The organism is Limnohabitans sp. T6-5 (assembly GCF_003063315.1).
In the GTDB taxonomy this organism is placed as follows: domain Bacteria; phylum Pseudomonadota; class Gammaproteobacteria; order Burkholderiales; family Burkholderiaceae_C; genus Limnohabitans_A.
Genome location: NZ_NERV01000001.1, coordinates 1,134,745 through 1,150,703 on the forward strand (window position 1 = coordinate 1,134,745; position 15,959 = coordinate 1,150,703).

General features: G+C 60.0%; 6 protein-coding genes and 1 pseudogene. 1 reads left to right on the forward strand and 6 read right to left on the reverse strand.

Features of this window, described 5'->3' with window-relative positions:
• Positions 1 to 59: 59 nt before the first annotated feature.
• The 4 genes from B9Z51_RS04910 to B9Z51_RS04925 all read right to left on the reverse strand — a co-directional run bounded on the left by B9Z51_RS04910 (position 60) and on the right by B9Z51_RS04925 (position 4,637).
• Positions 60 to 986, reverse strand: coding sequence for a phosphatidylglycerol lysyltransferase domain-containing protein (locus B9Z51_RS04910; protein WP_158272825.1), 927 nt, complete (start codon positions 984 to 986; stop codon positions 60 to 62).
• Positions 970 to 1,770, reverse strand: a complete 801-nt coding sequence (locus B9Z51_RS04915) for a TIGR03084 family metal-binding protein (RefSeq protein ID WP_108372272.1) — start codon at positions 1,768 to 1,770, stop codon at positions 970 to 972. The genes B9Z51_RS04910 and B9Z51_RS04915 overlap by 17 nt, the downstream gene beginning before the upstream one ends.
• 15 nt (positions 1,771 to 1,785) lie before the next feature.
• Entirely contained in the window at positions 1,786 to 2,955 is a 1,170-nt protein-coding gene (locus B9Z51_RS04920) for an acyl-CoA dehydrogenase family protein (protein WP_108372752.1), read from the reverse strand.
• Between the two features lie 512 nt (positions 2,956 to 3,467).
• A complete protein-coding gene (locus B9Z51_RS04925; protein ID WP_108372754.1) occupies positions 3,468 to 4,637 on the reverse strand; it encodes an IS4 family transposase in 1,170 nt (389 codons plus the stop codon).
• Positions 4,638 to 5,165: 528 nt separating this feature from the next.
• Here B9Z51_RS04925 and B9Z51_RS04930 point away from each other — a divergent pair.
• Positions 5,166 to 7,349: pseudogene (locus tag B9Z51_RS04930) on the forward strand (OsmC domain/YcaO domain-containing protein); the annotation flags it as partial.
• A 265-nt stretch (positions 7,350 to 7,614) separates the two neighbouring features.
• Here B9Z51_RS04930 and pbpC read toward each other — a convergent pair.
• On the reverse strand, positions 7,615 to 9,789 hold the full coding sequence (gene pbpC, locus B9Z51_RS04935; RefSeq protein ID WP_108372274.1) for a penicillin-binding protein 1C: 2,175 nt from the start codon (positions 9,787 to 9,789) through the stop codon (positions 7,615 to 7,617).
• A complete protein-coding gene (locus B9Z51_RS04940; RefSeq protein ID WP_233254825.1) occupies positions 9,786 to 15,785 on the reverse strand; it encodes an alpha-2-macroglobulin in 6,000 nt (1,999 codons plus the stop codon). The genes pbpC and B9Z51_RS04940 overlap by 4 nt, the downstream gene beginning before the upstream one ends.
• Positions 15,786 to 15,959 lie beyond the last annotated feature (174 nt).

Genomic DNA, 15,959 nt, shown 5'->3' on the forward strand with positions numbered 1-15,959 from the left:
AAAAAAACGCAGTCCACCTGCGGTGGTGCGCCTTGGAAACAAGCATAGTGAATGGGGCATCACGACTCTTGCGAGAACTGGCTGACGCGCCACTTCTGGATCATTTGCGCAGGCTGGTAGCTGAGCTTGGTGCGCCGGAAATTGGCCAGCCCCATGTCTTGCTCGAAGTTGAGCCATTGCACAGGCCCCGGCGCAGACAGCGCAAAGTGGTGAAACATGTACTGGGCCATGCCCTTGAAGTTCACCAGGGCCTTGGCAAAGCGCACCACCACCACGCCCGGCTGCAACGCTTCGGCCAGCAAAAAACCGGCGGGCTGCGCGTCGGCCCAGTACACAAAACCTGACAAGCCCAACTGCGGCGCCAGCGCCAGCGCCTCGCGGCAGGGCAGGTCATCGGCAGCGCCTGGGGCTTTGTCTTTGTCCTGCAACCAGCCTTGCAAGACCTGCAGGGCATCGCCTTGCAGCGTCAGTTCATAAGGCTGGGCCGTCACGCTGTGCTGCGCCAGCAGCTGGGCCATGAGGTTGCGTTTTTTTTGCAGCACGCGACCGGGGTAATGGCGAAATTGCTCTGCGGGATAAAGGTAATCGGCATCATCGCGCTGGGTCTCGACACGGTAGTGCGCCAGATCAAAGTGCTGGGCCTCGCGTTCACTCAGCGGGTACAGACAGCCAAAGCGGCTGAGCAGCCCGTCCAGCACAGCCGCCGGGGCGTCACGCACATCAAACAGGGGCAAGGCATGGGCTTGGCCATCGTAGGTCTGACCGCTGATGCAAGGCCAGGGTCCGGCGTGGTAGCGGTAATGGTGGGGCCTTCGAAACAGCCAGAGGTTGCTGTACGACAACTCGGCCAAGGCCTGCGCGCCCAGCCCTTCCAGACGCTGCGCCAGGCGGGGGGCCAAGGCCGGTGCCAGGTCCAGCGTCAGGGCCTGCCCCGCCATGCCGTCTTCGGGCAGGGGCACACCCCCTGGCTCAGCGGGCGCGGCCACGCACCCCTCGCGCTGGGCCATCGGCAGGTGGACCGGCAAAACATTGCGCGATCAAAGTCCACTGCTCGGCCCCTGCGCCCGCCCAACGCAAAGCGGTGTCATCGCGGTGACGCCGCTGGGTCACCAGCAAGGCAAAGTCCATGGCAGGCCCCGTCACGCAGTCGGTGGCAGACGGCTCTCCCCAAGTCCAATGGCTGCCATCGGGCGCCACCAAGTCCACATGCGGTACAGGTTGCGGCACTGGCAAGCCCCGGTTAACAAAGGTCCAGCCATACGTCGTCACCCCCAGATGGGCGATGTGACGCAGGCCAGGACTGAGTTCGCGTGTGCGGCCCAGCATGTCCCAGATGTCCTGGCCATGGGCCCAGGTTTCCATCAGGCGTGCCGTGGCAAAAGAGCGGGCACTCATGTCCGGCCCATACCAAGGCAGACGCGCCTTGGGGTCCAGCGGGGCCAGGGCCGCCACCAGCGCTTCATGTCGCTGACGCCACAAGGCCAACAAAGCAGGCCCTGACAGATCGCCAAAATGATCACGCGCCACCCCACGGATCGGGTCGCCCCGCAGCATCACCCGGACCAGCGAAGGCATGTCCTTGGCAAATGCGGCCGCATCGGTGACGGCTTGCAGCGCGGTTTCATCGAAAAAAGCCAGGTGGGCGATTTCATCCCAAGGCGTCCAGTCATAAAAGTCCGTGCGCATCTGCCACTGCGCGGGGGTCAGGGTGTCGCACAAATCGGCCAGAGCGCGGTATTCACCCAGCAGGTCGTCACAGAGGGATGTCATGGCTTGTCCTTGGCCTCAAATGCCCAGCTGCCGTGCAGCCAGGTCTTTCATGATTTCTTCTGAGCCGCCACCGATCATCATGACCTTGACCTCGCGGTAAATGCGCTCGCAGCGTGTGCCGCGCATGAAACCCATGCCGCCCAGAATTTGCACGGCCTGATCGGCGCAAAACTGCATGGCTTGCGTGGACAAAATTTTGGCCATGCAGGTACGCGCCACCAAGTGTGCGGGGTCACCTTGTCGGTGCTCAACCTGCCAGGCCAGTTCGTACACCAGACTGCGGGCGGCCTCGATCTTCATGGCCATGTCCACCAGCTTGTGGCGGATCACTTGGCGCTGCGACAGCGGCTGGCCAAAGGTCTGGCGCTCACGCGCCCAATCGGTGGCTTCTTGCAGGCACACCTGGGCAAACATGCAGGCCTGCGCCGACATGCCCAGGCGCTCGGCGTTGAAGTTGTTCATGAACACCTTGAAGCCCTGGTTTTCTACCCCCAGCAGGTTCGCCACCGGCACACGCACGTTGTCAAAGCGCAGCTGCGCCGTGTCCGAAGACCACCAGCCCATCTTCTTAAAGGGCGTGCGGGTAAAGCCTGGGGTGTCAGCCTCGATCATCAGGGCCGAGATGCCGCCCGCGCCCTGGTTGGCCGGGTCGGTGCGAACCGCCACCGTGAAATAGTCAGCCCGCATGCCCGAGGTGATGAAGACTTTTTCACCGTTGACCACATAGTGGTCACCATCCAGCACAGCCGTGGTTTTGAGCGCGGCCACATCCGAGCCGCCGCCGGGTTCGGTCACGGCCAGTGCGGCAATTTTTTCACCGCGCAGTACAGCAGGCACGATGCGCTGCTGCAGGGCCTGGCTGCCGTAATTGGCAATGGGGGGCAGGCCAATGGTGTGAGAGAGCAGCGAAGCCGACACGCCACCGCTACCCGAACGCGCCATTTCTTCGGCCGTGATGATGTGGAAAAAGAGATCGGCCGGTGTGCCGCCCAGGGCTTCGGGATAACCAATGCCCAAGACGCCCAGGCGAGCAATGCGCTGGTACAGATCGCGAGGGAAGGTCTCGGCTTCGTCCCAGTCATGAACGTGGGGCGTGATTTCGAGGGCCACAAAATCGCGCAGCGAAGCGCGATATTCCTCATGTTCCGCAGAAAAATAATGGGGCAGTGATTGCGTGTCCAGCATGGCAGGGGCCGTCATGGGTTTCAGATCAGGGCAGCTTAAACGCCGCATGGGGCACGTCTTGCGTGAACTGGTTGCCCCCACCCGGCGTCATCTGCGTTCAAGTCAGCCATCTTGCCCCCTGTCTGGCACCTGCACGCCCCAGGTGTGTCGCCATGGCGCCAGATTCAATGACACTGGGCATTCATGCACATGTCGGGGTCTTCGACCACCGACCTACAAAAACACCGCATTCCCGTAGGTCGGCACTCGAAGAGTCCGACATGGGTGACCCACCACTTTGATTCAGCACCAGGCTGATCCGCGCACATGTCGGGGTCTTCGACCACCGACCTACAAAAACACCACATTCCCGTAGGTCGGCACTCGAAGAGTCCGACATGGGTGACCCACCACTTTGATTCAGCACCAGGCTGATCCGCTTGCACATGTCGGGGTCTTCGACCGCCGACCTACAAAAACACCGCATTCCCGTAGGTCTGCACTCGAAGAGTCCGACATGCAGTAGTGTCCGGTTAAAAAGTGAACAAATTCAACTGCTTAGCGCAGTCCGGTGTTGCGTTTGTGTAGGCATCGCTCTGCAAGGCGCATGAAATCGAGGTTTTCTCGAAAACAGACACCGACAAAATCTGTAGAAAAGTGTAGAGCGAGGCTTTCAATTGCAACTCCTTCTTGACAACGGCAATCAGCACGTAAGTGGCCACGGCGCACCAGATTTGCGTCTTGACTGCGTTCTCGCTGGTGCCCAAAAACTTCTTGATTCGCAGATGCTGCTTGATCCATTTGAAGAACAACTCGACCTGCCAACGGTTCTTGTACAGGGCTGTGATGGTCAACGCTGGCAGTGTCATGTTGTTGGTCAGAAAGACCAACACCTTTGCCGTCTGCGGGTCCTTGAACTTGATGCGCCGCAAGTGCTCGGGGTAGTCCTTGCTGGCGTAGTGCCCATTGAGCGCAATGGTCTGATCGCAGACAAGGCCCGTGGTTCTGTCTACAGGGGCCGAGTACACACGCCGGGCGTTCATATTGCTCTTGGCACGGGTGAAGAAGAAGGCGGCGCACTGGTGCATGGTGTACAGGCGAGAGAAGTCCAGATAGCCCCTGTCCATGATGTAGAAAGCGCCCGCCTCGATGGGCAGCATGTCCAGCACATGCACATCGTGCATCTTGCCGTCGCTGATGTGGATGAAGGCAGGAATTGCACCGCGCAAGTCCAGCAAGGTGTGCATCTTCACAGCGGCCTTGGTGGAGCGAAACGGTGCCCAGTCGAACAAACCCAGACACAGGTCGATGGTGGTGGAGTCCAAGGCGTAGACGGTGGCATCCAAATCCACGCCCATGGGTTCTTGTGCATACAGTCTGCGGGCTCGGTCGATCAATCGCATCGCCAGAGCATGGTAAATACGCCAGTCGCGAGAGTTCAGGGCATCGGCCAGCGTCGAGCGTGCAGGAATGTGGCGCATGCCCATGTGAAAAAGTTTGGACTGATTGGCCGTCAAACATGCTTCGATGTCGCGCAAAGACTCGCGCCAAGTCAGTTGGGCAAACGCCATGATGCGAAACAGCTCGGTACAACTGAGCGTGCGCACCCCAGCATCGCCGCGATGGCGATCGACGATGCGACCAAAGGTCTTCCAGGGCACAAAGTCCATGACCTGCGCGAACAAGGTTTTGCCTGCGTTCATGGGCATCTCCAGGTGATTGAACCCTTGGAGCATGCCTAGTGTGCAAAATAAAATTCAAATCGTGGACACCCATGAAACCTCTGAAACCCTTGCCGTTACTCGCTTGCAGCGAGTTGGCTATCAAATAAACCGGACACTACTGATGTTGGACATATCCAGACCATGAGGTTGTAAGAAGAATATTGATCCGGCACGCAGAAGTTTGAAATGTGTGGGGTATGTCATCTCCCAGAGTCCGACATGAGGGGTTTGGGCACAGGCCCATGTCGGGGTCTTCGACCGCCGACCTACAACATCGTTGAGCATTGAAATTTCTCAGGGCCGAATCAATAGATCGGAAATTCAAGCACATAGCGTCAACTGTGTCGGTGCTTCAGGACCAATAGGGCCTTGTAACGGCGCGTTTCTTTGGGCCCGCTCTGACCCTCAAGCCCGCCCGAAGCCGATTTCCCATACAGAGATAATCACCCCTCCGAACGCTCTACTGCACCGTGGTAGGTCCATTCCTCTTCATTTGAAAAATCTGCCATGGAAATCAAAGTCAACTTTCTTGACAAGCTTCGTCTTGAAGCCAAATTCGATGACTTCACGGTCGTCGCTGATCAGCCTGTCCGTTACAAGGGCGATGGTTCGGCCCCGGGACCGTTCGATTATTTTTTGGCCTCATCGGCTTTGTGTGCAGCGTACTTTGTCAAGCTGTACTGCGTGACGCGCAATATTCCGACCGAAAACATCCGTCTTTCGCAAAACAACATCGTCGATCCAGAGGACCGCTACCAGCAGATTTTTAAAATCCAGGTGGAGTTGCCGTCCGACATTGAAGAGGTTGATCGGCGCGGGATTTTGAAATCGATTGAGCGTTGCACGGTTAAAAAAGTCGTGCAAGCGGGCCCCACGTTTGTCATCGAGGAAGTCGACAACCTGGATGCCGATGCGCAGTCTTTGCTGACGCTCAAGCCCAGCGCTGACTCCCACACGTTTATTGCGGGCAAGGATCTACCGCTCGAGCAAACCATCGCCAACATGTCGGGCATTTTGGCCAGCTTGGGCATCAAGATTGAAATTGCTTCGTGGCGCAACATCATTCCCAATGTGTGGTCCTTGCACATCCGCGACGCGCATTCGCCCATGTGCTTTACCAATGGCAAGGGCGCGACCAAGGAAAGCGCCTTGGCCTCGGCCTTGGGTGAATACATTGAGCGGCTCAACAACAACCATTTCTACGCCGGTGCCTTTTGGGGAGAAGACATCGCCAACGCTGCATTTGTGCATTACCCGAATGAGCGCTGGTTCAAACCGGGCAAAAAAGATGCGCTGCCCGCTGAAATTCTGGACGCGTACTGCCGCAACATTTACAACCCCGATGGCGAGTTGCGTGGCTCGCATCTGGTGGACACCAACTCCGGCAACACCGCGCGCGGCATCTGTTGCCTGCCGTATGTGCGGCATTCGGACGGCGAGGTGGTGTACTTCCCTTCCAACCTGATTGAAAACCTGTTTGTCAGCAATGGCATGAGTGCGGGCAACACGCTGGCCGAAGCGCAGGTGCAGTGCCTGTCCGAAATTTTTGAGCGGGCGGTCAAACGCGAAATCATCGAAGGTGAAATCTGTTTGCCAGATGTGCCGCAAGATGTGCTGGCCAAATACCCCGGCATCCTGGCCGGCATTCAAGGCCTCGAAGAGCAAGGCTTTCCGGTGCTGGTGAAAGACGCGTCGCTGGGCGGGGCCTACCCGGTCATGTGCGTGACCTTGATGAACCCACGCACGGGTGGTGTTTTTGCATCGTTTGGCGCGCACCCCAGCTTGGAGGTGGCGCTGGAACGCAGCCTGACCGAGCTGCTGCAAGGCCGCAGTTTTGAAGGCCTGAATGATTTGCCCCCGCCCACGTTTGAGAGCAACGCGGTCACTGAGCCCAATAACTTTGTGGAGCACTTCATCGATTCCAGCGGCATCGTGTCGTGGCGCTTTTTCAGCGCCAAAGCAGATTTTGAATTTGTGGAATGGGATTTTTCTGGCCAAGGTGAAAACAGCAATGCCGAGGAAGCGGTCACTTTGTTGGGCATTCTCAAAGACATGGGCAAAGAGGTTTACACCGCGGTCTATGACCAGTTGGGTGCCATCGCCTGCCGGATTTTGGTGCCTGGGTATTCCGAGGTGTACTCCATCGAAGATTTGATCTGGGACAACACCAACAAGGCCTTGCTGTTTCGCGCCGACATTCTGAATTTGCATCGCCTGGACAATGCCAGCTTGTCAGCCCTGCTGGAACGCCTGGAAAACAATGAGCTGGATGAGTACTCTGACATTGCCACCTTGATCGGCATCGAGTTCGATGAAAACACAGAGTGGGGTCAGCTGACGGTGCTTGAGTTGAAGTTGTTGATTCATCTGGCTTTGAAACAGTTTGACCAAGCGCATGAATTGGTGGGCGCCTTCCTTCAGTACAACGACAACTCGGTCGAGCGCGGCTTGTTTTACAAGGCCTTGAACGTGGTGCTGGAAGTGCTGCTCGATGATGAGCTGGAACTGGATGACTACGCGGTCAACTTCCGGCGCATGTTTGGCAACGACCGGATGGACGCCGTCATGGGTTCGGTGGAGGGCAGCGTGCGCTTTTTTGGCCTCACGCCCACGAGCATGCAACTGGAAGGGCTGGACAGGCACCACCGCTTGATGGACAGCTACAAAAAAATCCACCGGGCCAGGGCCAAGCATTCGGCCCTTTTAGGTTTTTTGGGCAAAAGACAAGGGCTGTATTTTTGCAAGAACGCACCTTTGTGGGCGATGGTTTTTGCCTTTGTAGGAGCCCACCCCTGTGGGCGATGGTTTTTGTCCTTATGGGAGCCCCACCCCTGTGGGCGATGGTTTATTGTCCTTGTGGGAGCCCACCCCTGTGGGCGATGGGTGGTGGTCTGCGAGGGTGATCGCGACGAGGGCGTCGCTCCTACAAATACCCCGGTTTTGTGGGTGCGGATCGTTAAGGCGAAGACGCTGGAGTGCCCTTTTTGACCCCCGCCCCGCGCACTTCCAGCTTGACTTCGTCCAGCACCTTGCCTTTGGCGTCGGTGATTTGCAAGGTGTGGCGTCCGGGCCAGGGCAGCCACAGCGCTTGGTTGCCTTGTGCCAGCTTTTTGCCGTCAAGCAGCCAGCGCAGGTTGTGGCCTTGGGCTTGAAGTGTCAGGCGCTGCCTTTGTGGCGGGATGTCGGGGTCCAGGGCGATGATGCTGCCGTGTGTGGGCGAGGTGATGCGCCCGACATTGGCGAGGGTGCTTTTGTCCTGGCTGGCCGTGTCAAAAGTGGCTTGTTCTGTGCCTGTGATGAACCACTCTTGTCGGGCGGCCTCGGCATGGGCTTGTCCTTCAAACTGCACCCTTTGTTGCACCATGCCGGGTGGTGCTTGGGGGGCCTGGCTGCTTTGCTGGCTGTGCAGAAAGTTCATGGTGGCGGCCCAGATGGGGGCTGCGCCTGTGGTGCCGCTCACGTCCCACATGGGGGCGCCGCTGGCGTTGCCCACCCACACGCCCACGGTGTAGTGTTGTGAGTACCCGATTGCCCAGTTGTCGCGCATGTCTTTGCTGGTGCCGGTTTTGACGGCGGTCCAAAAGCGTGTGGCCAGCACGCTGTCGGTGCCAAAGGTGCGGGCGCGTGCCAATGGGTCGCTGAGGATGTCGCTGATGATGAAGGCGGCGCGTGGGTCCAGTGCCGGGGGCGGGGCGGGTGTCAAAGTCGGGGCAGTATTGCTGGGCGGCAACAGGGTGGTGGGGCTGCTGCGTCCGCCGTTGGCCAATGTGCGGTAGGTGTTGGTCAAGTCGAGCAAGGACACTTCGGCGCTGCCCAGGGCCAGGCTGTAGCCGAAATAGTCGCCGCTTTGCGGGAGGGGCAGGCCCAGCCTGCGAAGTTGTTTGTGAAAGGCATCGGGGCTGACCATGACCAAGGTGCGCACGGCCGGCACGTTGAGCGAGGCGCCCAGCGCCGTCCGGGTGCTGACCCAGCCTTTGAAGTGGTGGTCGTAGTTTTGCGGAATGTACAGGCCGCCCGAGGTCTGGATTTGTGCGGGCGAGTCTTCCAGCAGCGATGCGGCGGTGATGCGCCGCTCGGCCAGGGCTTGCGCATACAAAAAGGGCTTGAGTGTCGAGCCGGGCTGGCGCAGCGCGGTCACGGCATCGACCTGGGTGGCCTGGCTCAAGGGGCCGGATGAGCCGACCCAAGCGCGCACTTGGCCGCTGGCGTTGTCCAGCACCAGCAATGCGCCGTCTTGCACATGCCGTCCGCTCAGCTCGCGCAAATGGGTTTGCAGGGTTTGCACGGCAAAGCGTTGCAGGGGTGCGCTCAAGGTGGTGGTGATGCGTTGGCTGGCGCCACTGGGGCCGCGCGTGGGGGCGACTTGCCGGGCCACATGGGGGGCGATGCCTTCGTCTGCGGCATAGTCGCGTCGCGCCAGGGCGTTGCTGACAAAGGGGGCGATGAATTCGCAGTCGGCTTGGGCTTGCAGGCTTTTGAGGACTTGACAGGTGCGCAGGGCCACTTGCCGCTCTTTGGCGTTGGGGGCGCGCACCAGGGCCACGGCCAAGGCGGCTTCGTGGTGGTTGAGGCCGTGTGCGGCTTTGCCAAACAGGGTTTGGCTCAGGGCTTCAATGCCGACCAGTTCGCCGCGAAAGGGCACGAGGTTGAGGTAGGCCTCCAGGATTTGGTCTTTGCGCCATTGGCGCTCCAGGCTTTGGGCGGAAATGGTTTGGCCGATTTTTTGCACCACGCTGCGCCCCGCGTTGCTGCGGCGCAAGTCCTCGTCCAGCAGGCCTGCCAGTTGCATGGTGAGGGTGGATGCGCCCCGCGTGCGGGTGTTCCACAGATTGGCCCAGGCCGCCGCCGAGACGGCTTGCCAGTCCACGCCGCTGTGTTCGTAAAAGCGTTTGTCTTCGGAGAGCACCAGCGCGGTTCGCATGGCCGGTGAGATGTCGGTCAATGCCCGCCAGGGGCCGCGCCGCGCCTGTTTGTCGGTGCGCAGGCGGTGCAACACGTCGCCTTGACGGTCCAGGATCACGGTGTCAGAGGGCTGGTGCGCCGCTTTGACCTCTTCAAAGCTGGCCGCCAGGCTGCAGGTGTGCAGACACAGCAGCCAGATGCCTCGCACCCAGGCTTTGCGCCCATTCACCGAGGCGCCTCCACTTTGAGTTTGGCGTTGGGGGTTTCGCCAAACATTTCGGGGGCGTACATGGCTTCGACGCGGCTGGGGGGCAATGAAAATTCGCCCACGTTGTTCAGCCGGAAGGTGTAGCTCATTTTGACCTTGCCCTTGGGCAGGAACTGGTAGTAACTGCGGAAGGATTCAAAGCTGCGCTCTTCAAAGGCCACCCAGGCGTCGCCTTCGCTTTTTTCGCCCTGGATGGCGATCTCGCTGTCACGGCCCATGCCGCTGCCCAGAATGGTGCCGCCGCCAGGAATCGGGTCGGTGACCACGGCCCAGCTCATGTCGGCGCTGCCGTTGACTTCGAGCGTGACCCGCAGCACATCGCCCCGGGTGTAGGTGTTGGCGGGCAGGTTTTTGTTGGCCTGTTCAACGGGGGTGATGGTTTTTTTGATTTGATAACCGGCAAAGAACGGCGCCTTCAGGGCCACAGCGGCCACCGATTGCAAGGTCATCCAGGGTTTGCCGGGGCCTTGGTGGGTGACGCTCAAGATATGGGCGGCGCTGTCTTGGCTGCTGGTTTTGGCCCAGGGTAGAAAGGCGGTGTTGTTGCGCAATTGGCCGGGCACAAAGGGCGCGCCAAAAAGATTGAACGCCTGCGATGCGCCCGGGACGTCATTCGGTTTGACGCGTTCAACTTTGCTCCAGTCGACGGCCGCCGTGGCGGTGCCCAGCTTGGCCTGGGTGGTGCCCGAGACGGTGACGGCTTCAAATTTGGCCGAGAATTTTTCCAGCGCCAGACCGCCCCACAAGTTGGCGGTGGTGGTGTACCAAGCGCCGTTTTTCTGGCGTCCGATGAAGCCATTGGCCAGCCGGCCCATGTCGTCTTTCCAGGCGGGATCGTCGATCACGGCCAGGATCAGTTTGGCGGTGTTCACATCCCCGTTTTGCATGAGCCACCACCAGTAATCGTCTTTTTCGGTGCTGAAAATCATTTTGGTGCCCTGGTAGCTGATGCGCGCACGCAGCACCTGGGTGGCTTCGGTCAGGCGTTTGTTGCGCTCGGGCACGTCCTGCACGCGCTTGAGGATGTTCAGCCAGTCAAGGACGGCATGGGTGGGCCACTGGTTGGGCGCAATGGTGATGCTTTGCAGCATGCGTGCTTGCGCTTTGCCGTAGCGCGACAGCGCTTCGATGGCGGCAAGTTTGCGCACATCGAGGTCTTTGCCGGTGCCCCGGGGGCTCCAGACGTCGCGTTGGAGCTTGCCTTCCACAAAGGCGATCAGGCCACGTTCCATGGGGGCGCGCACTTCGTCGCTCAGCGCAAAGGCGGGGTTCAGGCTGGACGCTTCGTGGGTGGCGGCCAGCAGGTAGGCGGTCAGTGTGTCGCTGCCCGTGTTGGCGTTGCCGCCTTGTGGCGGAAAGTAGTTGGCCAGGCCGTCGCTGTCCAGGTAGCTTGGAATTTGCGCCGCCACGGTTTGCCAGAGTTTGCCGTCACGCAAGCCCACCGATTTGCTGGTTTTTTGTTCCAGGCAGGCAAACGGGTATTGGGCGAACCAGTTTTTCACACCCGGCAGGCCTTCGGCCAGTTGCGGCTGCAGGGCCATGCGCAAGCCGCCCCGGCCGGGCAAGGCGTCTGCAGGCGGTGTCACATTCAAACTGAAGGGGCCGTCGAGTTGCACCAAGGTCGCTTGCTGCACGGTCAAGGACACGGCCGGGATGATGCGCTGGCTGGCCTTGAGCGCATCGCGTGCGCCGCTGAGGGTGTCTTTGGCTTCGATCTCCCACAAAATGGCTTCGTTGCGCGTGCTGGCCAGTTGTGCGGGGGCGGTGACTGACCAGGCGACTTCTCGCGCATCGCCCGCCGGAATGTCCACCGTTTGGGCGGGCAAATCGAGCAGGGTGGCGCGGGGCGTCACCACCACTTTCATGGCTTGCCGGGTGGTGTTGCGCAGGGTCAGTTGCGCGCGGTATTGGTCGTCCTCGCGCACCAGGGGCGGCAAGCCGCTGATGATTTGCAGGTCTTGTGTGGCGCGGATGCTGGCGCTGCCGGTGCCAAACAAGCCGGTTGATGCGTCGGCCACGGCCACGATCTTGAAGGTGGTGAGTGCGTCATTGAGCGGCACGGTGATGCGGGCTTGGCCCTGGGCGTCCAGCTTGACGGCGGGTTGCCACAGCAACAAGGTCTCCAGCAGTTCGCGTGCGCCGCTGTGGCCACCGCCACCGCCCGGGGCCACGGCTTTGCGCCCGTAATGCCTGCGGCCAATGATTTCCATTTGCGCGGTGGAGGTGTCCACGCCCCAGTTGCGGCGTTGCATCATGGCTTCCAGCAGATTCCAGCTGCTGTTGGGCATCAGTTCAAGCAGGGCCTGGTCCACCGCGGCCAGCGCGATTTCGGCATGGGCGGCGGGTTGGCCGTTGGGCAGTTTGACTTGCACGGTGACTTGCGCTTTGCCACGAACGGGGTAGCTGTCTTTGTCGGTTTTGACGCTGACTTGCAATTGATGCGCCTGGGTGCCGATCTGGATTTCGGCCACGCCCAGCCTGTAGGCCGGTTTGCTCAAGTCCACCAAGGCGGTGGGGGCGACGTATTCGCGTCCTTCGTACCAGAAGGAGGTCCACCATTCACGCGGTGCTTTGAAGCCCCAGGTGAAGAAGGAGTACCAGGGCACTTCGCGCAGGCGACCGCGCAGCGCCAACACGCTCACGTACACATTGGGCCCCCAGCCGTCCTGGATTTTGAGCTGAATCGTCGGGTCTTGGCCGTTGAGTTGCACCACTTCGGTGTGGATCACGCCTTCGCGCTCCACCGTCACCAAAGCGGTGGCAAAGCGGAACGGCAGGCGCACCTGGAATTTGGCGATGTCGCCAGGCTGGTAGCTCTTTTTCTCGGGCAGCAAGTCCATGCGGTCGTGGTTTTCGCCGCCAAACCAGAGTTCACCCTGGCGTGTCACGTACACGCTGGAGGCGGCCTGGATGCTGTTGCCGTTGCTGTCTTTGGCGGTCACCACCAATTCGATCTCGCCAGCCTCATTGATGGCGGTGTCGCACAGCAGCAGGCCGCGTGCATCGCTTTTGCCGCTGCACACACTGCCCAGGTCTTTGATGCTGGTTTGGTTGTCATAGGTGTAGAAGCCACCGATCATGCGTTTGCGCGAGGTGGTGGTGATGCGTGCGGTGGCTCGAACATCGAGTGCCACGCCTTCTTGTGTTTTGCCTGAGAGGTTCAGGGCCAGGGCCTGGAACTTCATGTTCTGGCGCGAGGACACCCAGCCTTCGGTTTTGATGCCCGCCACCACCGCGGCGGGCCACAGGGTGTTTGTGCTGCGCAGGGTTTGGATTTCACCGTTGGGGTCGGCGTAGGTGGCTTCGAGCAGCAAATCCTGGGGCTGTTGGCTGGCCGGGATGGGCTGGACTGTGAGCTTGCCGCCGCCGGTTTTGCCCAGTGTCAGGGGCAGTTTGTCGGCCACCACACGCGCATCGGTGCTGGGGCCGTTTTCATCGTCGCCTTCATTGGGCGTTTTGTTTTGCGTGCCGCGAGGTGGGTTGAAGCTGAATTCGCTGAAGTCGTTGAAGGAGAGGCTTTTTTGCCGCACCAGTGCCGACACGCGCACCGGCAGGTTCACGGCGGGGCCGCCTGAGAGGTAGTTGATCTGCACATCGACGGGGACGTTTTTCACGTTGACCAGAGGCTTGTTCTCTTGCGGTGCAATGCGACCCTCCAGCACGGGCAGGCGGAATTCTTCCACGCGGAATTGGCCGGTCGAAAAAGACCGGTCTGCGTTGTTGATCAGCGCCACTTCATAGACACCCAATTTGGCCGCGGCAGGAATGGCAAAGCTGTTTTCAGCACTGAGGCCGCCGGTGGCCGTTTTTCGCCACATCAGGGCTTGTGTGTAGCTTTGACCGCTGCCCATGTGGGTGATGCGCAGCGTCTGAGGCCGCGCTTGGGGCAACCCGAAGCCTTGGCTGTTTTGTTCACGCAAGACATGTTTCATCGACACGGTTTCGCCCGCTCGCAAAAGCATGCGGTCAAACACTGTGTGGGCTATTTGATCGGGGTGAGGTGAGTTGTCTGTGGGCAGGCCAAATCGCCAAGACTCGATGCCCCGGTTCCAGTCGCTCCAGGTGAAGGCGAGGTCTTCCACCGTGCCTTTGCCGCCGGCCTGGGCTTGCGTTGCGCGTGCGCTCACGAAATAGGCTTGCCGATACCCGTCCTCGTCATGGCCACGGCCACACGCGGGGGCTTGTGGCGAAATGCCCAGCAGGGTCACCATGCCCTGTGCGTTGGTGACACCCTGGGCCAGGGGTTTGCCGCTGCAATCGGAGACGGCCACTTTGGCGCCTGCCACGGGTTGGCCTTTGTCCAGCGTGGTGACCCAGGCCAAGGCGTTTTCGCGGCCCAGCTTGAAATGCACCCCCAGGTTGGTGACCAGTGCCGAGGTGCGCACATACAGGGTTCGTTGGGGGCCATGGCGCTCGTCGAGCAAGCTGCTGCCCAGCTTTTGCGATGCGATTTCGACCACATGAAAGCCCGGGGTCAGCGGAATGCCCACGACTTCAAACGGGCGCGGGTCTTGGGCTGCAGGCTGCGGCAAGTTCAGGGTTTTGGCTTGTGCCTGGCTTTGCAGCAAAGACACCATGCGCGACTGCACCATGCCCGCGTCGTTGCTGTCGAGTGGTGGGGGCACTTTGCCCCCCGTGTCCTTGAGGGCTTGTGGGCGAGAAATCCAGTGGTTGTCGTAGTGTTGAACTTTGCGAAACCAGGCAATGATGTCCGCGTCGGTGTCGGCCTTGAGTGTGCTGACTTTGCCCGTGGACGTGTTCAGGCTTTTGACCTTGAGTTGGGCTTCTACATTGCGCAGGGTGACCGGCAGCATGGCCGTGCCGTCGGGTTCGGCCAGGCGCTCCACAATGCCAAAGGGTGAGGCTGCAAATTTAGCCAAGGGTGGCATGCTTGCTGTGGCGGTTTGCAATGGAAAGCTGTCTGCATTGCGAAGGCTGCGCCCGGACGCGTCCTGGAAACCTTTGGGCAGGGTGACGCTCAGTGCCGTTTGCTCGGGCAATGGGCTGGCAAAGCTGACGCTGTCGGCCACAGCGCTGTCGTCGCCCGAGGCTTCGACCACGGGCTTGAGGCTGTCTTTGCCATGGACCAGTCGAATCCCCTGCAAGAGTTTGATGGGCACCGGGGCGTTGAAGCTCAGCGTCATGGGCCGGATCGGCAAACACGCGGCTTTGGCGTTTTCCCGTTCACAGTTGAAGCTGGCCGCAAAGGGCTCGCGCACTTCAAAGTCAAAACGCTTTTCGACCGAGTTGGCCACCCCCGCACTTTGGGCGGTCGCAGGCGTAGAGACGCCTTTGCCAAACACCAATTGAACTTTGGCCGAAGGCGAGAGGCGGCGGTTGCAGGCTAGTGTCACGATGCTCAAGGGCGAGGCTTGGGCTTGTTTGATGAGGCCCTGGGCTTGCAGCAAGGCCTGTCGTTCTTTGTCATTCAGCAGCCGAATCGGGACTTTTTCGCCCAGATCAGAAACTTGGCACCAGACGTTGTTTTGCAGGCTTTGCAAGCTGGCAGGGCCATTGAGTTGCAAGGTGAAAAACTGGTCTTCATCGATGTTGTTCCAACCTGGAGGTTGAATGTATTTCACATAAGGCCCCCCTGTGTTGAAGGCGAAGCGGGTCGTGCCTGTCAGGGTTTCGCCCTGGGGGGATTTGAATCCCGCTTTGGTTTGAAGCTGGCAACGCACACCGGGGGGCAGTGTCGTGCTGAAGTCGTAGACCCATGAGCGGTCACTCAACCATCTGCCCGTGCCTTGACTCACTTGTGCGTCTGAACAATGGAGCGTGACCGGGGCTGGGGCTTTGGGGTCGCCAAATTGGACGGCGCTTGTGTCAAATTTGATTTGAACCTGCTGGACCTGAGAAATTTCGCCTTGAGGAGAGAGGGAGACGATTTCAAGGGCATGCGTAGCCCATGTTGCAGTCGCCAGGCCCAAGGCCAGCCATGATTGATTCCAGCTCACATCCACTCCTCAAACAATCATTGAGGGTAACTGAATTAATGGATTCTTTTGTTTTATTTCAGGGTTGGTGCCGTCTGGTTTCAACGGGCAAAGACCGCTGTGATCGGTCCAGCCCCATGAGGTTTGAATGGCCCCTGTAGCGCATTCCCGTCGCTGCCCTTCCTTGTAGGAGAT

What these genes read in the sequence shown, in the direction of transcription:
- B9Z51_RS04925 (WP_108372754.1), bottom strand. Translation starts at nt 4,637, where the DNA reads ATGAACGCAGGCAAAACCTTGTTCGCGCAGGTCATGGACTTTGTGCCC.
- B9Z51_RS04920 (WP_108372752.1), bottom strand. Translation starts at nt 2,955, where the DNA reads ATGCTGGACACGCAATCACTGCCCCATTATTTTTCTGCGGAACATGAG.
- B9Z51_RS04915 (WP_108372272.1), bottom strand. Translation starts at nt 1,770, where the DNA reads ATGACATCCCTCTGTGACGACCTGCTGGGTGAATACCGCGCTCTGGCC.